Genomic DNA, 26,304 nt, shown 5'->3' on the forward strand with positions numbered 1-26,304 from the left:
CCTGCCCGCATGCCGTGTCATCACGACCGGCGCGCGATTCACGCGAAAGACCGCAACCTGATGCCGCGGTCCGAGCGAACCCCCAAGCGCAGTTTTCCACCGGTCAGGAGCCGAGCATGGAACGTACCGCTTCACCTGTCGCCAATCCGTCGCTGATCGAGCGTCGCTCGATCGACCATATTCCCGATGGCGAGCGCCACGGCAACCTGTTCAGTCAATTCACCCTGTGGTTCGGCGCTAACCTCCAGGTCACGGCGGTCGTCGTCGGTGCGCTGGCGGTGGTGCTCGGCGGCGACGTGTTCTGGTCGCTGATCGGTTTGCTGGCAGGCCAGGTACTCGGCGGCGCGGTGATGGCGCTGCACGGGGCGCAAGGGCCGCAACTCGGGCTGCCGCAGATGGTGTCGAGTCGCGTGCAGTTCGGCGTGTATGGCGCGATCGTGCCGCTCGCACTCGTCTGCGTGATGTATGTCGGATTCTCGGCGGGCGGCACGGTGCTCGCCGGGCAGGCGATCGCCGAATTGCTGCACGTCGGCCATACCGCAGCGATCCTGATCTTCTCCGCGCTCGTCGTGCTGCTCACCGGTCTCGGCTACCGGACGATTCATGCAATGGGGCGCGTATCGAGCATCGTCGGCACGCTCGCATTCCTGTATCTGTTTGCGAGCCTGCTGCACGGGCACGCGTTCGGCACGTTGCTCGCGAATCGCCACTTCACGCCCGCGTCGTTCCTGCTCGCGGTGTCGTTGTCCGCGTCGTGGCAGATCGCGTACGGACCGTACGTCGCCGACTATTCCCGCTACCTGCCCACGGCGACGTCACCTGTCAAGACCTTTGCCGCGGTGTTCTGCGGCACCGTGATCGGCGCGCAGGTGTCGATGACGTTCGGCGTGCTCGCCGCCGCGCTCGCCGGCGACCGTTTCTCCGGGCACGAGGTCTCGTTCATCGTCGGCCTCGGTGCGACCGGCGCGATCGCTGCCGTGCTTTATTTCACGATCGCGCTGGGCAAGCTGACGATCACGACGCTCAATGCGTACGGCAGCGTGATGTCGGTTGCGGCGATCCTGACCGGCTTCGGCGGGCGGCGCGAGATCTCGCCGCGCACGCGCATCGCGTTCGTGCTGCTGACCGTCGCCGCGTCGAGCGGGATCGCACTGGCCGGACAGCACGATTTCCTGAAGGCGTTCTCGTCGTTCCTGCTGTTTTTGCTGGTGTTCTTCACGCCGTGGAGCGCGATCAACCTCGTCGACTATTACTGCGTCACGCGCGAGCGTTACGACGTGCCGGCATTGTTCGACCCGGACGGCCGGTACGGCCGCTGGAACGTTGTCGGCATCGCGGTCTATGCGGTCGGCGTGCTCGTGCAGATGCCGTTCGTCGCGACGGGGTTTTACACCGGGCCGTGGGTCGATGCGCTGGGCGGCGTCGACGTGTCGTGGATCGTCGGTATCGTCGTGCCGGGCTTGTTGTACTACGTCGCGTCGCGCGGCGCGGTGGCGAGCGTGCCGGATCGCCTGATCCTGTCCGACCCGGCCCGCGACGCCGACTAGGACACGGTTCGCGTGTGATTGCGCGCAACGGGCGGCGGCGTTTCAGGATCGTGCGATGTCGCCCGCGCCGCCTCCATCGCCCGCCCAAGCGCATCGAATACCGCCGGCCCCTTGCAGCGCGACACGTTGAAGCGCATGAACGACGTCGCGCTGCGCGCCGCACTGAACACGTTCCCTGGTGCGAGCACCACGTCGTGATCGAGCGCGTGGCGCGCGACGTGCGCGGCGTCGAGCCCGTCGGGCAACTCCGCCCATACGAACAGCCCGCCGCGCGGTTCCGTCCAGATCCCGAGCCCGGCGCGCGCGAGCCGCCGGATCGTCTCGCCCATCGCATCCGCGAGATGCGCACGCAGGCCGTCGAGATGGCGCCGGTACGTGCCGTCGACGAGCAGCCGGTGCACGACGTTCGCGCCGATCTGGGCATTGCCGAACGACGTCGCGAGCTTCAGGTCGACGAGCGCGTCGATCCATTCGGGACGCGCGGCGACATAGCCGCAGCGGATCGCGGCCGACAGCGTCTTCGAGAAGCTGCCGATCGACACGACGCGCGACAGCCCGTCGAACGCCGCGAGGCGCGGCGCGGGCGTGCTCTCGAAGTCGGCGAAGATGTCGTCCTCGACGATCAGCAGCCCATGCTCGGCCGCGAGCGTCAGCAGCCGGTGCGCGACCGGCGGCGCGAGCGTCGCGCCGGTCGGGTTGTGCAGCGCCGCGTTGGTGATGTAGAGGCGCGGCCGATGCTCGACGAGCACCTGTTCGAAGCGTTCGAGATCGGGGCCGTTCGGCGTGTACGGGACGCTGACGATCTGCGCACGATGCGCCCGCAGCAGCGCCTGGAAGTTGAAGTAGCACGGATCGTCGAGCACGACGGTGTCGCCAGGCTCCAGCAGCAGCCTGCACACGAGATCGAGCGCATGCGTGCCGCCGTCGGTCAGCATGATCTGCGTGGGCTCCGCATGGATGCCGTGTTGCGCGAGGCGCCATGCGAGCTGCTGGCGCAGCGCGGGCAGCCCGAGCGGTGTCGCATAGTCGGTCAGCGCGTCGGGTTCGTCGCGCGACACGGCGCGCAACGCGCGTCGCAGGCTCTCGTCGGGCAGCCAAGACGACGGCAGCCAGCCGCAACCGGGCTTCACCGAGCCGGGTGCCGCTTCGAGCGCCTGGCGCGACAGCCACAACGGATCGAGCTCGCGATCGAGGCGAGGCCCGAGCTCGGCGAGCGCGAGCGGCGGCGCATGGCCCGACACGTAGAAGCCGGAGCCGCGCCGCGCGACGAGCACGCCTTCGCTCGCGAGCCGTTCGTATGCGTCGACGACGGTCGATTTCGACACGTGCAGCGCGTCGGCCATCATCCGGATCGACGGCACGCGCGCGCCGGGCATCAGCGCGCGGCTCGCGATCCGCGCGCGCAGCGTGTCCATCACGGTTTCCACACGCGTGCGCGACGCCGCGGGCGGGGCAGGGTTCGGGGCAGATTGGCTCATGGCGAAGGGTGAACTGTACGGTCAGTTGTTCAGTACAGTTTGTCCAAATTGTATTGGGCTGTAGCTTACGCGCATTTCGTGGGCGGCGGATCATCGGACATCCCTCCTTTTTCCGATCAGGATTTGCCGTGCAAAAGACGACCGACGGATGGCTCAGCGGCCTGCTGGGCGTGATCATTTTCAGTGGCTCGCTGCCTGCGACGCGCGTCGCGGTACAGGGGCTCGACCCGCTGTTTCTCACGTTCGCGCGTGCGACGATCGCGGGCGTGCTCGGCCTCGGGTTGCTCGTCGCGCTGAAGCAGAAGCGGCCCACGCGTGCCGAGACGGTGTCGCTGGTCGTCGTCGCGCTCGGGGTCGTGGTCGGTTTTCCGTTGCTGACCGCGCTTGCGCTGAAGCACGTGACGTCCGCGCACGCGATCGTGTTCGTCGGGCTGCTGCCGCTGGCGACCGCGCTGTTCGGCGTGTGGCGCGGCGGTGAACGGCCGAGGCTGCCGTTCTGGATCTTCTCGCTGCTCGGCAGCGGCGCGGTGGCCGCGTTTGCGCTGCGCAACGGCGGCAGTGCGTCGGTGGTCGGCGATGCGCTGATGCTGGCCGCGATCGTCGCGTGCGGGCTCGGCTATGCGGAAGGCGCGCGCCTGTCCCGCCAGCTCGGCGGCTGGCAGGTAATCTCGTGGGCGCTGGTGCTGTCGCTGCCGGTGATGCTGCCGCTCACGTGGTTCACGTGGCCGGCCACGTTCGACGGCGTCGATGCCGCCGCGCTGTGGGGGCTCGCCTACGTGTCGCTGTTCAGCATGCTGATCGGCTTCGTGTTCTGGTATCGCGGCCTCGCGCTCGGCGGGATCGCGGGCGTCGGCCAGCTGCAGCTGCTGCAGCCGTTCTTCGGCCTGCTGCTCGCGGCCGGGCTGCTGCACGAGACGGTGCCGCCGTCGATGCTCGTCGTGACGGTCGTGGTCGTCGGCTGTGTCGCGGGCGCGAAGTACTTTTCGAAAATGGCGCCGGTGCGGCGGGCAGGTTGACGCGCGGCGACGGGACAGGGCAAGTCGAACGAGCAGATCCGCCGCGTGCCGAACGTCGCGGAAGACGGGCCGCGCGTATCGCGCCGCCCGTTCGCTGGCGCCTGTCAGCATCAGGCACCGGCGTGCTTACGCGACATGCGCCACGCCGTATTGCGACGACAGATATCGCCGGATATCGGCAGGCGAATCGATGAAGCGCCGGCCGTTGTGCTCGCGAACGCCGACCGCATCATCCTTCGGCATCTGCCCGCTGCCCAGCACGAGCACGGGCGCCGACTGGTTGTCCTCGCCGATCAGCGCGACGATCGGCTGGCGCGGCCGCGGCGCGTCGATGTACTCGACCGAGACCGCGTCGCGCAATTGCGGATAGAAACTGAGCAGCCCTTCGACGGCAACCGAGTCGCCGCAGTAGAACGGACCTTCGGAGTCCTTGAAGAAACCTGGGCGGAGAATGAACAGCGTGTCTTTCATGATGGTCTCGCTATCAGTAGTGGTCGAACGTTGAAAAAAGCGTGATGCGTCGTGATACGAACGGGCGCGCGACGCGTGCTGCGTTGTCCGATGTCAGGCTTCCGCGAAGGCGGCCGCGGCCGCGCGCATTCTCGCGAAGCCGGCGTCGAGGTCGGCGATCATGTCGTCGGGATGCTCGAGCCCCGCGTGAATGCGCAGCAGCGGGCCGCCGGCCGCCCATTGCGTCGCGGTGCGATGGCGCGACGGGTTCGACGGGATGATCAGGCTTTCGAAGCCGCCCCAGCTGTAGCCCATGCCGAAGCACGTCATTCCGTCGAGCAGCGCGCGCACGGCCTCGTCGGGCTGCGGATGCAGCACCAGGCCGAACAGCCCGCAGGCGCCCGTGAAGTCGCGCTGCCACAGCGCGTGGCCGGCGTCGCCGGGCCGCGCCGGATACAGGATCTGCGCGACTTCCGGTTGCCGCGCGAGCCATTCGGTCAGCACGTGCGCATTGCGCTGATGGCGCTCGAGCCGGACCGACAGCGTGCGCAGGCCGCGCAGCGCGAGATACGCATCGTCGCCGCTGACGGTCATCCCGAGCTGCCGGTAGCAGCGCGTGACTTTCGGTGCGAGCGCCTCGGTGGTCAGGATCACGCCCATCAGCACGTCGGAGTGCCCGGCGATGTATTTCGTCGCTGCGTGGATCGACACGTCGACGCCATGCGAGAACGAACGGAAATTCAGCGGCGTGCCCCACGTGTTGTCGAGCAGCACGACCGCGCCGTGTTCGTGCGCGACGCGGCAGATCGCGGGGATGTCCTGCACTTCGAAGGTCAGCGAGCCGGGCGATTCGGCGAATATCGCGCGCGTGTTCGGCCGCATCAGCGACGCGATGCCGGCGCCGATCGACGGATCGTAGTACGTCGTTTCGATGCCGAGGCGCGCGAGCGTTTCGTCGCAGAACGAGCGCGTCGGGTCGTACGCGGAGTCGACCATCAGCAGATGGTCGCCGGGATTGAGCACCGCGAGCAGCGCGGTCGTGATTGCGCTGAGTCCGCTCGGCGTCAGCAGCGCGGCGTGCGCGCCTTCGAGACGCGCGAGCGCCTTCTCGAGCGCGCGCGTGGTCGGGCTGCCGTGCCGTCCGTACGCGAGCGGCGTGCCGCGCACCGCGTCGAGCGCGTCGGTGCCGTGAAAGAGCAGCGTCGACTGGCGATACACGGGCGGATTCACCGGCGAGCCGGGCTGGCCGTGCGCGCGGCCTTCGTGAGCGAGGAGGGTGTCGGTCGAGTGCAGGTGGTTCAAGATGTCGTCCTTTGAAAGTCGGTCAATCGAAACGGTGCGGCCGTCGCGCGCTCAGTGCAGGATCTTGTCGAGGAAGTCGCGCGCGCGGTCGGAACGCGGCGCGGCGAAGAACGCATCGCTTGCCGCATCCTCGACCACCGCGCCCTGGTCCATGAAGATCACGCGATGCGCGACCTTTCTCGCGAAGCCCATTTCGTGCGTGACGCACACCATCGTCATCCCGTCGCGCGCCAGCTCGACCATCACGTCGAGCACTTCGTTGATCATCTCCGGGTCGAGCGCGGAGGTCGGTTCATCGAACAGCATCGCGACCGGGTTCATCGACAGCGCGCGCGCAATCGCGACGCGTTGCTGCTGCCCGCCGGACAACTGCCCCGGATACTTGTGCGCATGCGCCTTGAGGCCGACGCGATCGAGCAGCTTCATCGCGTTCTCGATCGCCTCGTCCTTGCGGCGGCCGAGCACCTTGACCTGCGCGAGCGTCAGGTTGTCGGTGATCGACAGGTGCGGAAACAGCTCGAAATGCTGGAACACCATGCCGACCCGTGCGCGCAGTTGCGCGAGTTTCGCGGCGGGATCGCCGAGCCGCATCCCGTCGACGACGATGCTGCCTTTCTGGAACGGCTCGAGGCCGTTGATGGTCTTGATCAGCGTCGACTTGCCGGAGCCCGACGGCCCGCACACGACGACCACTTCGCCTTTCGATACGGCCGCGCTGCATTCGGAAAGGACCTGATGTTTGCCGTACCACTTCGATACGTTGTCGAGCGTGATCATGTTGTGTCCGTGGTTGAGGTTCATGTTGATGGGCGCGGGCACGCTCAATGCGTGGACGGCAGCGAGAGGCGCGTTTCGACACGGCCTTGCAGGCGCGTGAGCAGCGTGCTGAGCACCCAGTAGATCGCGGCGGCGGTGAGGTAGAGCGGCAGCGGCTGGAACGTCGCGGCGATCACTTCCTGCGTCGAGCGTAGCAACTCGGTGACGGTGATCACCGACACGAGCGACGTGTCCTTGATCAGGCTGATCAGCGTGTTGCCGAGGCTCGGTACGGCCAGGCGCAGCGCCTGCGGACAGACGATGTAGCGCAGCGTCTGCACGTGCGTGAGGCCGAGGCTGTGCGCGGCCGCCCATTGCCCGCGGCCGATGCCGAGGATCGCGCCGCGCATGCTTTCGGACAGGTACGCGCCGGCATTGAGCGTCAGCGTGAAGATGCCGGCCGTCGTCGGGTCGAGCGTGATGCCGAGATCGGGCAGCCCGTAGTAGACGACGAACATCTGCACGAGCAGCGGCGTGCCGCGCATCAGGCTCACGTAGCCCTGCGCGAGGCCGGACGCGAGCCGATTGCTGCCGATGCGCATGATGGCGACCACGAGTCCGACGACGAGGCCGAGCGCCATCGACGCCACCGCGAATTTCAGCGTGAGCAGCGCGCCCTTCACCATGACGGGCAGCGTATGAATGATCAGATCGAGTGCTTCCATCACGTGTCTCCTGATTGTGTGTTCGACGGCCCGCGCATCGGGGCGCGCGGGCCTTTGCAGCGTTGTGTTATTGCGTGACGGGCCGGGAGGTGTCCGCGCCGAACCACTGCATCGAGATCTTCTTCAGCGTGCCGTCCTGCTGCAGCGATGCGACCGCGTCGTCGATCGCCTTCGCGAATTTCGGATTGCCCTTGCGGAACGGGATGCCCATCCGGTCTTCGCCACCCGGGAGCACGGAGCCGGGGCGCAGCGGCAGGTGCGAGTTCTTGATCAGGTAGCTCAGCATCAGGCGGTCGTTGACCGCCGCATCGATGCGGCCCGCGGCGAGGTCGCGCAGGTTTTCCGGCGTGCCCGGATACACCTGCAGGTCGATCGCGGGCACGGTCTTCACGAGATCGACGTAGTTGCTGCCCATCGTCACTCCGACCTTCTTGCCCTTCAGTTCGTCGAGCGACTTGAATGCACGCGCATCGTTCTGGCGTTGCAGCAGTTGCGCGGACGAATACACGTACGGCGTGCTGAAATCGAGTGCCTGCTGGCGCGACGGCGTGATCGCCACCTGGTTCACGATTACGTCGAACTTGCCGGCCTGCAGCCCGGCGAGAATCCCGCTCCATTCGGTCGTGACGAACTGCGGCTTCACGCCGAGCCGGGCGGCGACGGCCTTCGCGACGTCGACGTCGAATCCTTCGAGCTGCCCGTCGGCATTGCGGTAGTCGAACGGCGGGTAGGTGCCTTCGAGCGCGATCTTCAGCACGCCGGCCTGCTTGACGGTGTCGAGCAGGTCCGCCGCGTGCGATGCCGTGGCCACCACGCAGAGGAGGGCGGCGGCGAGGCCTTGCTTGAGCGTCGGGGTGAAGTGTTTCATGGTCGTCTCCGTGGTCGTTGTCGAAAATTCAGGGTGTGCGTGTCCGCGGCGACGGGCGGCGTCGCCGTGGGCAGGAATCGGATCGAAAGCGCCGCGGCGGGATGCAACGCGGGGCAGTGTGGCGGCGAGTGCGGCGCGCGCGCCGTTCGCCGCGATGCGTTACGGCATGCGCTCGCGCACGCAGGCGGACCGCACGGCGTTCGTATCGAACGGGTTCCGGTGCGCGGCGAAGCGTTCAAGCATCGTGTTCATGATGGCCCGTGAGGCGTGCGAGTGAGAATGACCGGCTGCATCGTCGATGCGGATCCGGCGACGCAAATGCTGAACGACTGAGGGCAATCTTAGTTTTGTCAAAAAGGAAAGTGCTTCCAAAAATGCATGCACTTTCCGCGCGCCGTGGAAAGTTTTTCTCTCCGCATGGAACGTGATGCAAGCGATCTGCTGCGGTTGCACGGGGTGCGCAGCATGAGGTGCTACGGCGCGGGTGAGCGGTTGCCCTGCGCGAACGGCACGCGCCAAAAGCAAAACGGCCAGGCATGCCGGAAGCGGCAAGCCTGGCCGTGGGCGTTCGAGCTGTGTCGAACGCGGCGTGAAGGCGCGGTTACTCGAACGTTTCGAGCGCGAGCAGTTCGTCGATCGTCTGCCGGCGGCGGATCAGCCGCGGCGTGCCGCGATCGACGAGCACTTCCGGCGCGAGCGGCCGGCTGTTGTAGTTCGAGGACATGGATGCGCCGTACGCGCCCGCGTCGTGCAGGAACAGCAGGTCGCCGATCTGCGGCTGCGCGAGCTTGCGGTGCGTGACCACGCCGCCGGCGTCCTGCGTGAACACGTCGCCGGATTCGCACAGCGGCCCGGCGATCGCGATGTCGACGAGCGGCCGGCCGGCCGGCAGCGCGCCGTCGTGCGCGTGCACGGACACCGCGTGATAGCTGCCGTACATCGACGGCCGCATCAGGTCGTTGAAGCCCGCATCGATCAGCACGAAGTCGTGCTTCGGCCGGCGGTTCACGCCCTGCACTTCGGTGACGAGCGTGCCGGCTTCCGCAACGAGGAAGCGGCCCGGTTCGATCTCGATGCGCACCGCGTGGCCGAGATGCCGTTCGATCCGTTTGCGCGCGGCATCCCACTGGCTGAAGTAGTGGTCGACGTCGACGCGCGGCTCGCCGTCGCGATACGGGATCGACAGCCCGCCGCCCGCCGAGATCGCTTCGATGTCGTGACCGAGCGACGTGACGAGATCGACCATCGCATCGCACACCTGCGACAGGTGGCCGTAGTCGACGCCCGAGCCGATGTGCATGTGGATGCCGACCAGCTTCAGCCCGTACTGGCGCACGATTTCGATCGCGCGCGGCACGTCGTCGATCCAGATCCCGTGCTTGCTCTGCGGGCCGCCGGTGTTGGTCTTGTTGCTGTGGCCGTGGCCGAAACCCGGATTCACGCGCAGCCAGACGCGATGGCCGGGCGCGTGCTCGCCGACGCGCGCGAGCATGTCGAGCGAGCCGGCGTTCACGGTCACGCCATGCTTGAGCACGGCCGCGAGCGTCGGGCGGTCGATCAGGTCGGCCGTGAACACGACGCCTTCCGGTTCGCCCGCCGGACTGAACCCGGCCGCGAGGCTGCGCTCGATCTCGCCGAGCGACACGGCATCGACGCACGCGCCTTCTTCGCGCATCAGCTTCAGGATATGCAGGTTCGAGTTCGCCTTTTGCGCATAGCGGATGACATCGAACTGGCGCAGTTGGGCGATGCGGTCGCGGATGACGTCGGCGTCGTACACCCACAGCGGGGTGCCGTATTGCTGCGCGAGCGTCGCGAGCTGGCGGGAATCGAGGGACATGGCGGATGAGTCGGATCGAATGAACGGATAGCGTGAATGATGCGCCTGAAAGGCTATACAGTAAAATGCCTGTTTATAGACATTCGATTCATTCTGGATATAGGATGCCATGCTCACACACCGGCATATCGAGGTTTTCCGCGCGCTGATGGTGACCGGCAGCACGACCCGTGCGGCCGAGATGCTCTATACGTCGCAGCCGACGATCAGCCGCGAGCTGGCGCGCATGGAGCAGGTAGTCGGCTTCGCGCTGTTCGAGCGCTCGCATGGCCGGCTGCGGCCGACGATGGCCGCGCTCACGCTGTTCGACGACGTGCGGCTCGCCTATGTGGGGCTCGAGCGGGTCGCGGCGACGGCCGCGCGGCTGCGCGAGTTTCGTGACGGACAACTGTCGGTGATCGCGCTGCCGGCGTTTTCGCACGCGATCCTGCCCGGCGCGTGCCGGCGCTTTCACGACGCGCATGCGGGCGTCAGCGTGTCGGTCGCGACGCAGGAGTCGCCGGTGCTCGAGGAGTGGCTGACCGCGCAACGCTACGACCTCGGGCTGACCGAGCACGACGTCGCGCCGGCCGGCACCGTGCTCACGCCGCTGCTCGAAGTCGACGAGGTGTGCGTGCTGCCCGACGGCCATCCGTTGCTGGCGCGGGACGCGATCGAGCTTGCGGATCTCGCCGATCGCCCGTTCGTGAGTCTGTCGCTGAACGACCCGTACCGGATCATGATCGACGAGGCGTTCGCGCAGCTCGGTGTCGCGCCGCGCTCGGTGATCGAAACGCCGTCGGCGGTGTCGGTGTGCGCGTTCGTGCGGCAGGGGCTTGGCGCCGCGATCGTCAATCCGCTGACCGCACTCGATTTCGTCGGGCACGATCTGCACGTGCGGCCGCTCACGCGCTCGTTTCCGTATCGCGTCAGCGTGATCGTGCCGGAGCACCGGCCGAAGAGCCTGCTCGTCGACGCATTCGCCGACGCGTTGCGCGGCGAAGCGACGGAGATCCAGCGCAGGCTCGCGGCGCTGCCCGGTTAGCGGCAGCCGTATGATGGATGTTTCGCTGCAGTCGTTGCCATCCTCGTCGTCACTTTCACGGAAACGGAACTTGTCATGACCGACGCTTCATCTCCCCTCGCGCAACCGACGCTTGCCGGCGAGCGCATCGAACTGCGACCGCTCGAAGCGTCCGACCGGCAGGCGCTGCTGGATGCCGCCGCCGACGGCCAACTGTGGAACCTGAAGGTCACGGTCGTGCCGGGCGAGGCGACGGTCGACGCGTATATCGACACGGCGCTGCAGGGGCGCGCAAGCGGCACCGTGATGCCGTTCGTGATCGTCGATCGCGCATCGGGCCGCGTGATTGGCAGCACGCGTTTCTGGAAGATCGACCGCCAGCATCGCAAGCTCGAGATCGGCCATACGTGGCTCGGCGAATCGGCGCAGCGCACGCGCGCGAATACCGAAGCGAAATGGCTGCTGCTCGCGTATGCGTTCGACACGCTGCATTGCGTGCGCGTGCAGTTCACGACGGACGAGCTGAACGAGAAATCCCGCGCGGCGATTCTGCGGCTCGGTGCGAAGCAGGAAGGGATCGTGCGTCACGAACGGATCATGCCCGACGGCCGCAAGCGCAATTCGGTGCGCTTCAGCATCATCGACGACGAATGGCCGGAAGTGAGCGAGCGGTTGAAGGCGAAGCTTGCGACGTAACGTGTAACGCGCGATGCGAGTCGGGTGCCGCATGCATCGCGCCGCCGGAAGGGGGCGGCGGCGCGACGATGGGGGAAGCAGGGAGCCGCGCGCGATGCGCGGCCGCGCATCGCGTTACTGCGCCGATGCGAGGTGGTGACGTTGCGCGAGCTTCTGCGCGTCCGCGTAGTGCGCCTGCAGGATCGGCAGCGACTGGCGTGCGACTTCCTTCAGCTTCGTGTCGCGGCCCGACGCGATTTCGGCCTGGAACGCCGAGATCGTCTTCTGCTCGCCGGCGAGCGCGACCTGCTCGATATACGCCTTGTCGAAATCCGCGCCGCGCAGGTTCTTGATGCTGTCCAGCACGGTGGTGTCGGGATTGTTGGCCGGCACGTCGACGCCGCGCGGGCTCGCTGCGCGCATCGCCTGGATGATCTTCTCATCGTCGGTCGACACGCGTTGCGCGAATGCCTTCACCTGGCTGTCCGACGTGCGCGAATCGGCGATGCGCGCGGCGTCGTGCTGCGTCGACACGGTCTTCGTGCCGTCGTTGATGAAGGTCTGGTCGGCTTCGTGGATGCGTGCATCCGCGGCGGCCGGTGCGGACGGCGACGGTTGCGCGGATTGCGCGTTCGCCGTCACGGCGACGAGCAGCAGGCCAGCGGCAGACAATGCAAGGCGCGAGAGGGTGGGAAAGCGGTTCATGGGACCTCCTTTCGATCGGGGCTCTGATTAACGGACGGATCGCGTGATCCGCAGTGTGCGAGAGACCGGGCGCGCCCGGGCCGGAATCGACCGCCGCTCTGCCGCGGTGGCGGTCGAAGTGTTTCGCGGCCCGACTGATTCTAGGAGAGCGTTCGGGTAGCAGGTGCAACCGCGCTGTGGTTTGTGTAACGGTTGGTAAGACGAATCAATGTGCGCGCGAACGGACAGGTAGTGCGTACCTGTCGCGCGTATCGCGGCGGCAATTTTTGCGTGAACGGCGTGCTTGAAATGGATGCGCTGTGCGCGCTTGTCATCGACGTTTCATCGTCGTGCGGGTAGCGTATGTAGCGGACGCACGCTGCATGCGTGACGCGGTGTCGGATCGAACACGCGAATCGCGCGACACCGGTCACACGCGATCGAGCAGCGCGTCGAGGTGCGGCAGCAGCGGTGTCGCGCAATGCGACTGTAATGCGTCGGGCGCCGTATAGCCCCATGCGACACCCAGGAACGCGATGCTTGCGCGGCGCGCCGCATCGGCATCGCGGATTTCGTCGCCGACGTACAGCACATCGGCGGGGTGCATGCCGGCTTCGCGTACGAGCGCGCGCAGCCGGTGCGCCTTGCCGAACAGCGGAATGCCGCACGCGAAGAAATCGACGTGGCGACTCGCGCGCGGGCCGAGCCGGTCGCGCACGATGTCTTCGGTGTTCGACGTCGCGATCGCGATGCGGATCCCGCGCGCGGCGAGCGCATCGAACGTGTCGTCGACGCCGGGGAACAGCTTCACCTGCGCAATGTGCGGCCGCATCAGGCGACGCATGTCGACCGTCACGCGCGGCACTTTCCACATCGGCACGTCGAGCGCGCGGATGATCTCCCGCGCCGACATCCCGCGCAGCGCGGGGCGCAGTTCGGGCGTGGCGTTGCGAAAGCCGTGCAGGCGCGACGCCTGCGTCAGCGCCGCGAGAAAGCAGTCGAGCGAATCGGCGAGCGTGCCGTCGAAGTCGAACGCGATGAGTCGGTAGGGCATGAAGCGGTGCGGTAACGTTATTGCGCAGGCGACGCGGCGACCGAATCGAGTCCCGTTGCGTGCACAACCGGTTGTGCCTGCGGCGACGCGAGATAGTCGAGCAGCTTCTTCGCGTCGTCCGGATGCGCGGCGCCCACCGGAATGCCGCCCGCGAAACGCGTGACGGACTGCACCGATTCGGGCACCTTGCCCGCATACGTGACGCCGGCAACCGGCAACAGCTCGCTGACCTGCTGGAAGCCGAGTTCGTAGTCGCCGTTCGCGACGACGGATGCCACCGGAATGCGCGGCACCATCGACGCCTTCGGTTTCACCTGATCCTCGACGCCGAGCTTCCTGAACATTTCCTTCTCGATGTAGACGCCGCTCGCGCTGTCCGAATACGCGACCGATTTCGCGTGCAGCAGCACGTCCTTCAGCTTGTCGACGGTGCTGATGTCGGGTTTCGGCGCGCCGGCGCGCACGACCATGCCGATCCGCGAATCGGCGAGCTCCACGCGCGACGCGGGGATCACCTTGCCTTCCTTGATCAGCCGGTCGAGCGCGTAGCCGACCATGATCAGCACGTCGGCCTGTTCGCCGCGCGCGAGGCGGTTCGGGATCGCTTCCTTCGATTCGCCCATCGACGGGCCGGAGATCGTGTCGAGCGTGTCGCCGGACGACGCGGTGAAGCGCGGGCCGAGTTGCTTGTACGCGGCGGTGAAGCCGCCGGAGATCATCACGCGCAGTTCGGCTGCGTCAGCCGGCAGCGTCGCGGACGCGAGCGCGGCGGCGGCGAGCCAGAAAGCCGCACGGCGTGCGAACGGGCGGTGGCGGGCGGAAGCGGTGAACGAGGCTCGGTCGCGCATTGAAGTGTCTCCTTCCAGTCGGTCGTTGTCGGCGGATGGCGCTGCAAAAGGGTTGCGCACAGGCTACCCGATTCGCCGAAATCCGTGCGTGGGGAGGCAGGCGCGTAAAGGGCGCGTAACGAATGCGTTAAGGGGCGCGAAAGGCGAGTATGCTGTCGGCGCCGCCATTTCCCGTTGCTTCCTTCCGTTTGCATCCACCGACATGAAAATCGCTCGTACTCGCCTGACGATGTGGGTTTTCGGTGCGGCCTTCGCACTGACCACCGCGACGAACGCCGCCGCCGCGCCGGAAAAACGCTGCGGATGGCTCGAGAATCCGACGCCGGCCAACTGGTGGCTGGTCGACAAGGACGACAGCTGGACGCTGTCGACGCAGGGCAGCGCGCCGGTGCCGGGCCTCGACGCGATGCCCGACATGTCGACACACGGATGGGTCGTGACCAACGCGGGGATGCACGGCTACGGTTGCGCGTGCCTCGACCTGGAGATCGACCCGCGCACCCGCGAGGTGACGCGCATCGTCGCGGCCCAGCCGCTGCCGCTGAAGCGCTGCAAGGCCGATCGGACGTTGCCGGCGCCGTGAGCGGGGAAGGGGAAGGCGGCGGGGTTGGCGCTACGCGTAGTGATAGCGGCAGGACACGATGCTGATCTGAAGATCGTCTGCTTCATAGACCAGACGGTTCGTATCGTCGATACGGCGCGACCAGAATCCGGACAGATTCGCCTTCAGCGGTTCGGGTTTGCCGATACCTTCGAACGGCGTCCGCTGGGCTTCGCGAATGAGCTGGTTGATGCGCTTGAGCGTCTTGCGGTCTTGCCCCTGCCAATAAACGTAGTCGTCCCGCGCGTCGGATGTAACGAGCACACGGCGGACGCTCATTCATCGTCCTCCGCGAGCTTGTGCTCTTTCGCCTTGCCCTTGCGCAATTGCGCGATCGAGCGTTCGAGGTGGGCGACATTGGCCGGCGAGCGAAGCAGGTGAACCGTTTCCATCAGGCTGTCATAGTATTCCTGCGACATGATGACTGCGTTTGGCGCGTCGCGACGCGTGATGAGCGTCACATCCGCATCGTCGACGACCTGATCGATGACCGTCTTCAGATTGCCGCGAGCATCCGAAAAGTGAATCGCACGCCGCTTGTCGCCCACCCCGCACCGCGCTATCGTGGCTGCTCCGCCCCGATCCGACCGGAGAGCCGACGTGCCCGCTGCCACCCCTGCCACGCTGAGATTTTCCACCGACAAGCGCGAACTCGACATCGACGCGATCTTCGATTTCCTGCATCGCGACGCATACTGGTCGCAGGGCATTCCGCGCGACGTCGTCGAGCGCGCGATCGAAGGGTCGTTGTGTTTCGGCGCGTATGTTGGCGACCGGCTCGTCGGGTTTGCGCGGCTCGTCACCGATCATGCGACGTTCGCGTACCTGTGCGACGTGTTCGTGTTGCCGGCCGAACGCGGCAACGGCTACGGCCGCGCGCTGATCGACCACGTATTCGCGCAGCCGATGGTGCAGGGCCTGCGCCGCATCATGCTGATGACGACCGATGCGCACGCGTTGTACCGGCCGGTCGGCTTCGGACCGTCCGCGAATCCCGAACGGCTGATGGAGATCCGCCGCCCCGACATCTACGCGAAACGCTGACGCGCGGCGAGCGCATACAATACGCGCTTTCGTTTTTGCCGAAGGAAAGCAGATCATGACCGAACAGGAAGCCGAACAGCTCGCCACGCATCGCCACTACAAGGGCGGGCTGTATCGCTACATCGGCGTCGCCCGTCATTCCGAAACCGAGGAATCGGTGGTCGTGTACGAGCATCTGTGGCCGCATGCGCGCGGTCTGTGGGTGCGGCCGGAAGCGATGTTCAACGAGAACCTGCCGGACGGCACGCCGCGTTTTCGCAAGCTGCGCGACTGAGCGACAGCGGGCGACCGGCGGCGGGCGACCGGCGGCGCGCGCAAGCGCAGCGTGCCGTGTCGCCAACCGGCGCAACGACGCAGGCGTCACGCGCCTGCCAGCGCCTTCTCCAGCTCGGGCGGCGCGTGTGCGACCGTTACCGCGGGCGTCCCGTGCCATGCCGCGAGCTTCTTCACGGCCTTCGCGACGTCGGCCGCGAGCCCGCTGCCGAACCGCACGCCGGGCTCGACATGGAACGCCTTCAACTCGAACGTGCCGAGCATGCGATGCGCCTTCGCGTCGACGCGCCCGATCAGCCGGCCGCGATGCAGCACCGGCAGGCAGAAATAGCCGTAGCGCCGCTTGTGCGCGGGCGTATAGCACTCGATCGTGTAGTCGAACCCGAACAGCGTCGAGGCGCGCCGCCGGTCCCATACCACCGGATCGAACGGCGACAGCAGCGTCGTAACCGTCGAGCGCAGCGTGTCGGCCGCGGCGGCCGGTAGCAGCGATTCGAGCGAGCGATGCACGTAGGCCGGCTCTTTCCAGTCGGCGATCTCCACCGGAATCAGGTCGCCCGTGTCGGCGAGCCGCTCGAGCTCCGCGCGGTATGAACGGCGCGGCAGCCGATAGTAGTCGGCCACCCAGTCCGCCCGCACGACGCCGAGCGCACGACACGTGTGGTCGAGCAGCGCGGGCAGCACGGCTTCGCGCGGCGGCAGGTCGCGCGCATCGTCCCAGCCGGGCAGCACGCGCTCGCGCACGTCGTACACGCGCTGGAAATTGCGGCGCTCGGACACCATCAGGTCGCCGGTCGTGAACAGCACTTCGAGATGCTTCTTCTCCGGCTTGCGGTCCCACCAGCCGTTGCCCGTCGCGCCGTCTTCGCGGATGAAGTCCGCCGAGCGCACCGGGCCTTCGTCGCGAATCCTCGCGAGCAGCCGTTCGATGTCGGGGCGGTTCTGCTCATGCCATTCGGCCGCGTATTTCCAGCCCATCCCCGACGGATCGAGCATCTTGTAGCGCATCAGCCCGAATTGCTCGACGGGCAGGAAGCACGCTTCGTGCGACCAGTATTCGAACAGGCGCGCCTCGGCGAGATGTTCGTCGAGCCACTGCGGGGTGAAGTCGCCGAGGCGGCTGAACAGCACGAGATACGGGCTGCGCGCGACGACGTGAATGGTATCGATCTGTAACTGCGCCATCCGGCGGATCGTGTCGAGCACGTCGGCCTTGGTCGCCTTGCGGCGCGGCGGAGTCAGCAGGCCCTGCGCGGCGAGATGCAGCGCGCGGGCGGCGGCGGGCGAGAGCGTAGGCATCGGAGCGGCGGCTGAGGGTGGCGGTCGGGCACCACTTTAGCGCGAAAGCGGCACACGTGTGCGGGCGCGGGCACGAGCTGGCGTCTGACAATGGTTGACAGATGCGCGACGCGAGTTTCCCTATAGTGCAGTCATGGCGCGACGAAATGTGCGCGCAACGATTCCGCTTCCGACGCACATATGTCAATGGCACGCAGGAAGCGAATCCGGGATTCTCAACCCCCAACGAGAGACCCGGAGCCCTGAGCGGACATCCATGCGGCTGTGCACCGGCCCCGAGTGGATGTCCGCTGATTTTTTTGTTTTTCCGGTTTTTCCCGCCGACTTCTCCGGCCTTTTCCCGCCCGTCCGTTTATTGCCGCTTGCCGCGCGCGACTTCGTCGCCGGCGCCAGGCGGCAGCCGCCGCGTGATCGGAATCGACGCGAACGAGCACAGCCCGACCACGACGAACGCCGGCCAGAAATCCGACCACACCATCGTCTGGTGTCCTTGCAACCAGTGCGAGATGTGCAGCACGAGGCCCGCGACCGTCACGCCGAGCCCGAGCGACATCTGCTGCACGACGCTGCCGAGGCTGGTGGCGCGGCCCGCGTCGCTCTGCGAGATGTCCGCGTAGATCATCGAATTCAGGCTGGTGAACTGCAGCGCGGGGAAAATGCCGCCGACCAGCACGATCGTCCATATTGCCCAGGTCGGCATGCCCGGATGGAACAGGCCGTACGCAGCGATCGCGAGCCCGGCGAACGCCGCGTTGTAGATCAGCACCGTGCGAAAGCCGAAGCGACGCAGCGTATGCGTGGCCGTCGAGCGGCTCACCGCGCCGCCGAGCGCGGACGCGCACGTGATCAGGCCGGAGTGGAACGCGCTCATCCCGAGCCCTTCCTGCAGCGCGAGCGGCAACAGGAACGGCACCGCGCCGAGGCCGATCCGGAACAGCGACCCGCCGACCACGCTCGCGTGGTACGTCGGGATCTTCAGGAAGCTGAGGTCGAGCACCGGGCGCTCCTTGCGGCGCGCGTACGGCACGTAGAGCGCGAGCATCGCGGCACCCGCCACGCACATCATGATCGCGTTGCTGCGCGACGTGAGCGAACCGTCGATCAGCGTCAGCCCCATCAGCAGCAGCGCCGCACCGCTTGCCGACAGCAGGAAGCCGAACCAGTCGAGCGGGCCCGGATCGGGCTCGTGCGTGTTCGTGATGTGTTTGCTCGCGAGGTAGATCCCGTAGATACCGATCGGCACGTTGATGAAGAAGATCATCCGCCAGTGCAGATAGGTCGTGATGAAGCCGCCGACGAGCGGCCCGAACGTGGGCCCGAACAGCGCGGGAATCGCGAGGTAGTTCATCGCGCGCACGAGATCGGCGCGCGGCACCGCGCGGAAGATGATGATCCGGCCGACCGGCACCATCATTGCGCCGCCGACGCCTTGCACGAAGCGCGCGAACGTGAGCAGACCGAGGGAATTGGATGCCGCGCACATCAGCGAGCCGGCGACGAAGATGCCGATCGCGGTGCGGAACACGGAGCGCGCGCCGAAACGGTCGGCGAGCCATCCGCAGATCGGGATGAATACGCCGAGGCCGACCACGTAGGCCGTGATCGCGATGTTCAGGGTGACGGGGCTGTGCCCGAAGTCCCTCGCCATCGCGGGCAGCGCGGTGACGATGATGTTCGCGTCGACGCTTTCCATGAACAACGCACAGGCAACGATGAGCGGTGCTAGAAAGACGGGCGACATGGGCAGGGCGCGCGGTAAAGATGCCATTATGCCCACAATGTGGTCGTTGCGTCACGTGAGACAACGCTTGTTCCGCATGTTGCAACAGTCGTTCCTGCTACGGCGCTCCGGAAAAGAGATGACTGCCGCAGCGGTGCGGAACATGACGCGACACATCTGGATGGCGATGACAGCAGTGGGCGGGCACGGCAGCGAAGCTTGCATGCGCTGCGCGTTTCGTGCGACAGTCGGCACTCATCTGCGGAATACAACCACGCGCATCGATCGACGGCCATCGAGACGGGCGCACGCGCGAACGAGACCCCTGCCGATCCACTCACCATCAAAAGGAGGGGACACGTCATGACGTCACGTCGTGCCGCATCGACCGAATCAACCGCATCGCATCCCGCATCGCACTCCGACTCGCATCCGTGCATGTCCGCGCCGCGTCTGCGCTGGGCAGCCGTCATGGCCGTCGCGTACCTGGCCGTTGCCGGTTGCGCCGCACAGGCCGACAGCGCGAACCGGGCCGCCGCGCAACAGGCCGCACCGGCTTCCGCGCCCGTCACGACGGCATTCACCAGCCCCGCATCCGGCGCGTTGCTGCCGCCGCCGAGCCAGCTCTACGGTGACCTCTTCGTCGCGGTGCAGACGGCCCGGCTCTATCCCGACCAGAAGACCTTCGTCGATGCGACGCCCGATACCGATCCCGCGACGATCGTGCAGTTGTATCAGCAACAAAAATCGCAGCCGGGCTTTTCGCTGAAGGCGTTTGTCGACCAGCACTTCACGCCGCCGCCCGAAGGCGGCGTCACGCCGCCGGCGAACCAGACGCTGCGCCAGCATATCGACTGGCTGTGGCCGCAGCTCACGCGCACGAGCGCGACGGTGCCGCCGTACAGTTCGCTGATCCCGATGCCGAAACCGTACGTGGTGCCGGGTGGCCGCTTCCGCGAAGGCTACTACTGGGATACCTATTTCACGATGCTCGGGCTGCAGGTGTCGGGGCGCGAGGATCTCGTCGACGACATGCTCGAGAACTTCGCGCATCTGATCGACACGGTCGGCCACATCCCGAACGGTAATCGAACGTACTATGCGAGCCGCTCGCAGCCGCCGTTCTTCGCGTACATGGTCACGCTCGCCGCGCAGGCCGAGGGCGACAGGATTTATCAGAAATACCTGCCGGAGCTGCGCAAGGAGTACGGGTACTGGATGCAGGGCGAAACCACGACGCCGCGCGGGCAGGCCGCGCGCCACGTGGTCGCGATGCCCGACGGCGCGGTGCTGAACCGCTACTGGGATGCGAGCGACACGCCGCGCGATGAATCGTATCTCGAGGACGTCACGACGGCGAAGACCGTGCCGAACCGCCCGGCGAACGAGGTGTACCGCGACCTGCGCGCGGGTGCCGAAAGCGGTTGGGACTACAGCTCGCGCTGGTTCGGCGACGGCAAGACGCTCGCGACGATCCGCACGACGTCGATCGTGCCGGTCGACCTGAACAGCCTGATGTTCCATCTCGAGCGCACGATCGTGAAGGGCTGTACGGTCTCGCACGACGTCGCGTGCGTGACGGACTTCTCCGGGCGCGCCGCGCGCCGCGCGGCCGCGATCAACCGCTATCTGTGGAACCGTCACGGCTATTACGGCGACTACGACTGGCAACTGCGCAAGCCGCGCGACGCAGTGTCGGCCGCCGCGCTGTATCCGCTGTTCACGGGGGTTGCCTGGCCCGAGCGCGCGAAGGCGACTGCGCGCGAGATGCGCAAGACGCTGCTGCAGCCGGGCGGCCTCGCGACGACGACCGAGAACACGGGCCAGCAGTGGGATGCACCGAACGGCTGGGCGCCGCTGCAGTGGATCGCGATCGAAGGGCTGCGTCGCTATGGCGAACCGGCGCTCGCGAAGGACATCGGCACGCGCTTCCTGACCGACGTACGGCATGTGTATGCGACCGAAGGCAAGCTCGTCGAGAAGTACGTGGTCGAAGGGGCGGGCGAGGGCGGCGGCGGTGGCGGCGAATATCCGCTGCAGGACGGCTTCGGCTGGACCAACGGCGTCACGCTGAAGCTGCTCGGACTGTACGGCGACACTGGACAGTAGCGGGCGGCAGCGCACAAGTCGCCGCTACGAACCGGCAGGACCGGGCGCACGGGCCGGATCACCGCGCAAGCGGTGTCCGGCCCGTGTCGTATCCGCGATGCGTCAGAACGTGATCGTCGTGCGCACGCCGACCACCGTTTCGTCGCCGATGCGCGCGCCTGCCGCGTTCGGGTTCGGGATGCCCCCGCCCGGCCGGAAGAAGTGTTGCAGGTCGGCCTGCAGCTGCCACCACGGCGTGACCTGATACTGGTAGGTCGCCTCGATCACCGTTTCCGCGCGGCGCACCGGATAGCCGGGCGTCGTGTAGGCGCCGGTGTCGCCGTCGAGCCCGCTCGCATGCGAGCCGATCTTCGTGTAGCCGACCGCAATGCCGGCCGTGTCGTTGTCGCGTCCGGCGAACGGTGCCTTCAGCGTGACGCCCGCATTGGCCGCGAAATCGACGACGTTGCGATCGCCCGGCGCACCCATCACGCGCGCGAACACGCCGACCGAGCGCGGGCTGTCGGCCGTCGGCCGCCACACCATCTGATCCGCGACCGCATAGAACCCGTAGTTGCCGCGGTGCGTGGCCGGAATGCCGTTGCTGGCCGGATTCGCGAGCGACAGCCCGTCGGTGCCGAAGCGCGGGTCGTTCGTGTGCTGCGACTGATACCAGAAGCCGAGCTTGTACGTACCGGGCAGGCCGGCCGGTTGCGGCGCCTTCGGGTCGGCGGGCGGCGCGTTCAGCGCGTACTGGAGTTCGCCGATCACGAATGCGCCGCTGCGCAGGTTGAAGTTGGTGCCGTGCGCGTTCAGCACCTGCGCATCGCCGTCGCTGCGGCCGGCCGGATTGCCGTCGAACACGCCGACCATCGCGGTCCACGCGTCGGCCGGTTTCACGCGCAACCGCACGCCGAGCGACGACAGCGGATACGCGGGGCCGCCGGCAGGCAGATCGGTCGACGGTAGCACGGGCCAGCCGAACGTCGCGTTCATGAAGGTCGCCGCGTACTGGCTCACCATGAATTCCTGGTCGACGCTCTGCTGGCCGACCTTCACGTCGGCCTTGCCGTCGAGAAACGCCTGCTGATACCAGAGCTCCCACAGGCGCGTGGTCGAATTCGCCTCGATGCCGGTGGCGGTCTGCAGCGTCTGCAGGTAGCGCTGCGTGAGGTTGGTGCCGTGGATCTGCAGCCCGGACACGTTGAACGTGCCGCCCGGCAGCCCGATCGCCTTCCCGGTATCGACGTCGAAGCCGAATTGCGTGAGGCCCTGGTAGGCGCCGCCGCGTGCCGTGCCGCCCGCGGCGTTGTACAGGTACTCGCTGGTTTCCTGCAGGTTCAGCGTGACGCCGTGATCGCCGAGCACGTCGCGCAGGCCGCCCATGTTGCCGAGCAGGTTCGAACGCTCCCAGAAACCGGTGGGAGCGGGCGCGGCAGCATCGGCGGCCTGTGCAGGGGCGGCGGCGTCACTGGCGCCGCTGGCCGGTTCGGCGGCGGCAGCAGCGGCGGCGGTCGGGGGTGCCGATTGCGCGAACGCCGGCGCGGCGGCGAGCGACAGCAGCAGCGCGGCCAGTGCATCGACGCGCGGTGTTCGCAGTGCGGGTTCGAAACGATGCTTCATGGGGGCTCCATTGGTTGATTGATTAGTTAGACTGAAGAAATGGCGGCGTCGGGCGATCCGGTGTGCGCGGGCGGTGCGTGGCACGCGGCCGCCCGGTCGCGGACGCGCTTACGGCAGCCAGCCGCCGATCCGCCACACCTGCGCGAAGCCGACGCGCGACGCGGCCGTGCAGAGCAGCGCGACGAGCGCAACGGCGGCGGCCATCGCGCCGAGCAGTGCGCAATCGAGCGGGCGGGGCGCCGCCGGCAGGTGCGCGAGCGCCGTGCCGCGCCAGTTGCCGAATGCGTGGGCGAGCGGCGAGAGGGCTGAAACGAGCGAGCGGTCGCATGCGACGTGGACGAGTCGCTTGAGTCTGACCGCGAACGATTGAAAGATCATGACGCTGCCTCCGTCCGGTCCGGCGAATGCCGGACGACGTGAACGAGCGCGGGCGCATGACGCGACCTGCGATCGGAGGGTGGAACGTAACGGAGCGTGCGACAGGCGAACCGGCGATGCCGGCCCGGGAGGAAGCGCGCTAACCCGACGAATGCGAGTTAGCGGCGTAAGACATGCGTCTGGCTGCTATCTCGCGATGGCTTGGCCGGCCTGGACCGGCATCGAACTGCAACTAGAGCATGTGTCCACGGAGGGACTCCCTTGATGAATTGGGGCGGATTGTAGTCGCGAGTTTTGCTGCGGTGCAAGTAAAAAACGCATAAAAAGCAGCGCGCGTGGCGCGAGCGCCGCAGCCGATCGTTCCGGTACGGGAGGCATTGCAGACAGGTATGACGAAGGGCGACGCGCCGTTGTACGTACGCATCGCCCGACTTGTGCGCGACGCGTGCTGAAAGGTTGCGGCACGTGTTTTCGAGGGTAAATCTTTCAGTGTGGCAATGCGCGAAATTTATTTCGGGAAATGGGGATTCAAGGGGTTGACTTCACTTTCCGGGCGTCCATAGAATCCGCCATCTTCACTCTTGGGGCCGCCGCCTTGGACGCCTGCAGTAGTCGATCTTCGAACGAAATTTCCGCCTGAGCGACCAACGTCCGCGCCTCATCGAAGCCGCCGTTTGTCACCCAGGCAAACGGTGCGCGCAGCAGTACTCCGCAGTAACCCTCTACGTGCACCCTGATTCGCGCCGGTTAGCGTGATGCGTTTTCGCATGCGCCGTCCGGTTTTACCGCCGCCAGGCAGGCGGCCGCGTTCGCGCATCCCGTTCCCGGGCCCGCGAATGCCGGCCCGCACGCCGTGTGGCGGTCAACCGTGTTCGCTGGAACACCGCACAGGAGCCGCCATGAACGACAGTGACAGTTGTCCCTTATGCCCATTGCACCAACAGACCCTTTTGAACCCGGGTCGCAGGGACACTCCGGCTCACTAGCCTGACACGACGTTCAGGCCCCGGACTGGCCCCGCGCCCACCACGCGGCCGGCACGCATGCCGTCGCCGCCAGGAGCCAGACCATGAACTTCGGCCTTCTGCTGTCGAACCTCCCGCACGTCACGGAATCGCGCCCCCACTACGACGCGATGCTGACGCTCGACGCCCGTCCGCGGGTGTTCTCCCGTCTGCTGAACAGCCTGAAATCGTTGATCCACTGAAGCAGCGCCGAGCGCGCCTCGGCATGCGCACGCGTGGCCGCCATCGAGCGGCCGCCCGCGTGCATTCCAAGGTCGCATGCTTGCCAGATAACCATTAGCCGTACGGAATTCATCATGTCCACGCCATCCAACGTTTCTCCACCCATTGCTGCCGAACGCAGCGCCGTGCTCGACGAAGCCCATCTGGGCGACATCCGCGGTGCGCTCGGCACGATCGCGCATCACGATACCGCCGCACGTGGCACGTGGTGGGCGCGCCTGCGCACGCTGCTCGCGATCATCGGCCCCGGCCTCATCGTGATGGTCGGCGACAACGACGCCGGCGCATTCGGCACCTATACGCAGGCCGGCCAGAACTACGGCACGACGCTGCTGTGGACGCTGCTGCTGCTCGTGCCGGTGCTGTACGTGAACCAGGAAATGGTGCTGCGCCTGGGCGCGGTCACCGGCGTCGGCCATGCGCGCCTGATCTTCGAGCGCTTCGGCAAGTTCTGGGGCGCGTTCAGCGTGATCGACCTGTTCCTGCTGAATGCGTTGACGATCGTCACCGAGTTCATCGGCATCACGTTCGTGCTGGATTTCTTCGGATTGCCGAAGGTTGCCGGCGTATGCGTGGCCGCCGCGCTGACGATGGCCGCGGTGAGTACCGGAGACTTCAGGCGCTTCGAGCGGTTCGCAATCGTGCTGTGTCTGCTGAGCCTGCTGCTCGTGCCGGTGCTGGTGACGATCCACCCGCCGGTCGCGCAGATGTCGCGCGACTTCTTCGTGCCGAACTGGCCTGCGCACGCGAAGCTGTCCGACGTGATGCTGCTCGTGATCGGCATCGTCGGCACGACCGTCGCGCCGTGGCAGTTGTTCTTCCAGCAGAGCTACGTGATCGACAAGCGCATCACGCCGCGCTTCATGAAGTATGAAAAGGCCGACCTGTGGATCGGCATCGCCTTCGTGCTGGTCGGCGCGGTCGCGATGATCGCGTTCTCGGCGCAGCTGTTCGCGGGCCATCCGGAATTCGGCAACTTCACCGACGCGGGCGGCATCATCGCCGGCCTCGAGAAGTATGCGGGCCATACGAGCGCGACGCTGTTCGCGATCGCACTGCTCGACGCGTGCATCATCGGCGCGGCGGCGGTGTCGCTGTCGACCGCCTATGCGATCGGCGACGTGTTCAAGATCCGTCATTCGCTGCATCGCGGCGTGTCGGATGCGAAGGGCTTCTATCTCGTCTACTTCGGGATCGTCGCGGCGGCCGCTGCGCTGGTGCTGATTCCGGGCAGCCCGCTCGGCCTGCTGACCGAAGCGGTGCAGACGCTCGCGGGCGTGCTGCTGCCGAGCGCGACCGTGTTCCTGCTGCTGCTCTGCAACGACAAGCAGGTGCTCGGACCGTGGATCAACTCGACCAGGCTCAATATCTTCACGGGCGCGGTGATCTGGGTGCTCGTGATGCTGTCGATCATCCTGACCGCATCGGTGATGTATCCGGACATCAGCGGCGAAGCGATCCTCGACGTGCTGGTGGGCGGTAGCGTGTTCGCCATCGTCGGCTATCTCGTGACGGTGCTGATCCGCCGCCACAAGCGTGTCGTCGAACCCGGCGTCGATCGCGCACTGCGCGACACCTGGCGCATGCCGCCGCTCGACACGCTCGAGCCGCAGAAGATGACGCTGTCGACGCGCGTCTGGATGACCGTGCTGCGCGGCTATCTGGTGATCGCGGTCGGTCTGGTGATCGTCAAGGTCGTACAGATGATGCTGCTGAAGTAACGGCGATCATCTGTCTGGAAGCGGCGCCGGACCCGGCACCGCGCCGCAACCCGTCCATGCCGGC

General features: G+C 66.8%; 27 protein-coding genes. 10 read left to right on the plus strand and 17 right to left on the minus strand.

The features are described 5' to 3' along the window. Positions 1-116: 116 nt before the first annotated feature. Complete coding sequence (locus BX604_RS15240; RefSeq protein WP_098551523.1) at positions 117-1,547, plus strand: purine-cytosine permease family protein; 1,431 nt, start codon at positions 117-119, stop codon at positions 1,545-1,547. Here the strand turns inward: BX604_RS15240 and BX604_RS15245 are convergent. Continuing rightward, positions 1,544-3,025 carry an aminotransferase-like domain-containing protein gene (locus tag BX604_RS15245; protein WP_098551524.1) on the minus strand — a complete coding sequence of 494 codons (1,482 nt, stop codon included), beginning with the start codon at positions 3,023-3,025 and terminating at the stop codon, positions 1,544-1,546. The two genes, BX604_RS15240 and BX604_RS15245, sit on opposite strands and share 4 nt — an antisense overlap. Positions 3,026-3,153: 128 nt before the next feature. Between BX604_RS15245 and BX604_RS15250 the strand changes: the two genes are divergently transcribed. Further along, positions 3,154-4,041, plus strand: coding sequence for a DMT family transporter (locus tag BX604_RS15250; protein ID WP_098551525.1), 888 nt, complete (start codon positions 3,154-3,156; stop codon positions 4,039-4,041). A gap of 126 nt (positions 4,042-4,167) precedes the next feature. Here the strand turns inward: BX604_RS15250 and BX604_RS15255 are convergent, their stop codons facing one another. The 7 genes from BX604_RS15255 to lysA all read right to left on the minus strand — a co-directional run bounded on the left by BX604_RS15255 (position 4,168) and on the right by lysA (position 9,982). Continuing rightward, a complete protein-coding gene (locus tag BX604_RS15255) occupies positions 4,168-4,512 on the minus strand; it encodes a DUF3088 domain-containing protein (RefSeq protein ID WP_098551526.1) in 345 nt (114 codons plus the stop codon). Between the two features lie 93 nt (positions 4,513-4,605). Further along, positions 4,606-5,793 carry a cystathionine beta-lyase gene (gene metC / locus BX604_RS15260; RefSeq protein WP_098551527.1) on the minus strand — a complete coding sequence of 396 codons (1,188 nt, stop codon included), beginning with the start codon at positions 5,791-5,793 and terminating at the stop codon, positions 4,606-4,608. Positions 5,794-5,844: 51 nt separating this feature from the next. After that, on the minus strand, positions 5,845-6,570 hold the full coding sequence (locus BX604_RS15265; protein WP_098552890.1) for an amino acid ABC transporter ATP-binding protein: 726 nt from the start codon (positions 6,568-6,570) through the stop codon (positions 5,845-5,847). 44 nt (positions 6,571-6,614) lie between these two features. Continuing rightward, positions 6,615-7,274 carry an amino acid ABC transporter permease gene (locus BX604_RS15270; RefSeq protein ID WP_098551528.1) on the minus strand — a complete coding sequence of 220 codons (660 nt, stop codon included), beginning with the start codon at positions 7,272-7,274 and terminating at the stop codon, positions 6,615-6,617. Positions 7,275-7,341: 67 nt separating this feature from the next. Further along, positions 7,342-8,142, minus strand: coding sequence for a transporter substrate-binding domain-containing protein (locus BX604_RS15275; RefSeq protein ID WP_098551529.1), 801 nt, complete (start codon positions 8,140-8,142; stop codon positions 7,342-7,344). A gap of 159 nt (positions 8,143-8,301) precedes the next feature. Further along, positions 8,302-8,595 carry a hypothetical protein gene (locus BX604_RS38400; protein WP_143748044.1) on the minus strand — a complete coding sequence of 98 codons (294 nt, stop codon included), beginning with the start codon at positions 8,593-8,595 and terminating at the stop codon, positions 8,302-8,304. Between the two features lie 148 nt (positions 8,596-8,743). Next, complete coding sequence (lysA, locus tag BX604_RS15280) at positions 8,744-9,982, minus strand: diaminopimelate decarboxylase (protein WP_098551530.1); 1,239 nt, start codon at positions 9,980-9,982, stop codon at positions 8,744-8,746. A gap of 109 nt (positions 9,983-10,091) precedes the next feature. Here lysA and BX604_RS15285 point away from each other — a divergent pair, with 109 nt between their 5' ends. Both BX604_RS15285 and BX604_RS15290 read left to right on the plus strand, forming a co-directional pair. Continuing rightward, a complete protein-coding gene (locus BX604_RS15285; RefSeq protein WP_098551531.1) occupies positions 10,092-11,006 on the plus strand; it encodes a LysR family transcriptional regulator in 915 nt (304 codons plus the stop codon). A gap of 75 nt (positions 11,007-11,081) precedes the next feature. After that, a complete protein-coding gene (locus BX604_RS15290) occupies positions 11,082-11,681 on the plus strand; it encodes a GNAT family N-acetyltransferase (RefSeq protein ID WP_098551532.1) in 600 nt (199 codons plus the stop codon). A 114-nt stretch (positions 11,682-11,795) separates the two neighbouring features. Here BX604_RS15290 and BX604_RS15295 read toward each other — a convergent pair whose 3' ends face one another. The 3 genes from BX604_RS15295 to BX604_RS15305 form a co-directional block, all read right to left on the minus strand. After that, positions 11,796-12,365 carry a DUF4142 domain-containing protein gene (locus tag BX604_RS15295; protein WP_098551533.1) on the minus strand — a complete coding sequence of 190 codons (570 nt, stop codon included), beginning with the start codon at positions 12,363-12,365 and terminating at the stop codon, positions 11,796-11,798. Between the two features lie 409 nt (positions 12,366-12,774). After that, the gene (locus tag BX604_RS15300) at positions 12,775-13,398 is read right to left on the minus strand and encodes an HAD hydrolase-like protein (RefSeq protein WP_098551534.1); all 624 of its coding nucleotides are present in this window, start codon (positions 13,396-13,398) and stop codon (positions 12,775-12,777) included. Positions 13,399-13,415: 17 nt separating this feature from the next. Next, positions 13,416-14,246 (minus strand): substrate-binding domain-containing protein, encoded by an 831-nt coding sequence (locus tag BX604_RS15305; RefSeq protein WP_098551535.1) that lies wholly within the window; start codon positions 14,244-14,246, stop codon positions 13,416-13,418. A gap of 202 nt (positions 14,247-14,448) precedes the next feature. On the opposite strand from BX604_RS15305, the gene BX604_RS15310 reads away from it, so the two are divergent. Beyond that, a complete protein-coding gene (locus BX604_RS15310; protein ID WP_218926869.1) occupies positions 14,449-14,829 on the plus strand; it encodes a DUF4087 domain-containing protein in 381 nt (126 codons plus the stop codon). A 30-nt stretch (positions 14,830-14,859) separates the two neighbouring features. On the opposite strand, the gene BX604_RS15315 is transcribed toward BX604_RS15310, so the two are convergent. Together BX604_RS15315 and BX604_RS15320 are read right to left on the minus strand one after the other, a co-directional pair. Further along, a complete protein-coding gene (locus tag BX604_RS15315; RefSeq protein WP_098551537.1) occupies positions 14,860-15,126 on the minus strand; it encodes a Txe/YoeB family addiction module toxin in 267 nt (88 codons plus the stop codon). Further along, a complete protein-coding gene (locus tag BX604_RS15320) occupies positions 15,123-15,395 on the minus strand; it encodes a type II toxin-antitoxin system Phd/YefM family antitoxin (RefSeq protein WP_098551538.1) in 273 nt (90 codons plus the stop codon). Before BX604_RS15320 ends, BX604_RS15315 begins: the two co-directional genes overlap by 4 nt. Positions 15,396-15,447: 52 nt before the next feature. Here BX604_RS15320 and BX604_RS15325 point away from each other — a divergent pair, with 52 nt between their 5' ends. Both BX604_RS15325 and BX604_RS15330 read left to right on the plus strand, forming a co-directional pair. Next, positions 15,448-15,891 carry a GNAT family N-acetyltransferase gene (locus tag BX604_RS15325; RefSeq protein WP_098551539.1) on the plus strand — a complete coding sequence of 148 codons (444 nt, stop codon included), beginning with the start codon at positions 15,448-15,450 and terminating at the stop codon, positions 15,889-15,891. 55 nt (positions 15,892-15,946) lie between these two features. After that, a complete protein-coding gene (locus BX604_RS15330) occupies positions 15,947-16,165 on the plus strand; it encodes a DUF1653 domain-containing protein (RefSeq protein WP_006751720.1) in 219 nt (72 codons plus the stop codon). Between the two features lie 86 nt (positions 16,166-16,251). Here the strand turns inward: BX604_RS15330 and BX604_RS15335 are convergent, their stop codons facing one another. Continuing rightward, positions 16,252-17,463, minus strand: coding sequence for a winged helix-turn-helix domain-containing protein (locus BX604_RS15335; protein WP_098551540.1), 1,212 nt, complete (start codon positions 17,461-17,463; stop codon positions 16,252-16,254). A 352-nt stretch (positions 17,464-17,815) separates the two neighbouring features. Beyond that, positions 17,816-19,204, minus strand: a complete 1,389-nt coding sequence (locus tag BX604_RS15340) for an MFS transporter (protein ID WP_098551541.1) — start codon at positions 19,202-19,204, stop codon at positions 17,816-17,818. A gap of 342 nt (positions 19,205-19,546) precedes the next feature. On the opposite strand from BX604_RS15340, the gene treA reads away from it, so the two are divergent. Further along, positions 19,547-21,292 (plus strand): alpha,alpha-trehalase TreA, encoded by a 1,746-nt coding sequence (treA, locus tag BX604_RS15345; RefSeq protein ID WP_179894814.1) that lies wholly within the window; start codon positions 19,547-19,549, stop codon positions 21,290-21,292. Between the two features lie 102 nt (positions 21,293-21,394). Here the strand turns inward: treA and BX604_RS15350 are convergent, their stop codons facing one another. After that, entirely contained in the window at positions 21,395-22,894 is a 1,500-nt protein-coding gene (locus BX604_RS15350; RefSeq protein WP_098551542.1) for a carbohydrate porin, read from the minus strand. 108 nt (positions 22,895-23,002) lie between these two features. Then, a complete protein-coding gene (locus BX604_RS15355; RefSeq protein WP_098551543.1) occupies positions 23,003-23,272 on the minus strand; it encodes a hypothetical protein in 270 nt (89 codons plus the stop codon). A gap of 1,069 nt (positions 23,273-24,341) precedes the next feature. Here BX604_RS15355 and BX604_RS39005 point away from each other — a divergent pair. Next, a complete protein-coding gene (locus BX604_RS39005; protein ID WP_175799721.1) occupies positions 24,342-24,479 on the plus strand; it encodes a hypothetical protein in 138 nt (45 codons plus the stop codon). Between the two features lie 114 nt (positions 24,480-24,593). Next, entirely contained in the window at positions 24,594-26,240 is a 1,647-nt protein-coding gene (locus tag BX604_RS15360; protein WP_098551544.1) for an NRAMP family divalent metal transporter, read from the plus strand. Positions 26,241-26,304 lie beyond the last annotated feature (64 nt).

It is taken from the genome of Burkholderia sp. JKS000303, from assembly GCF_002563755.1.
Classification (GTDB): Bacteria; Pseudomonadota; Gammaproteobacteria; order Burkholderiales; family Burkholderiaceae; genus Burkholderia; species Burkholderia anthina_B.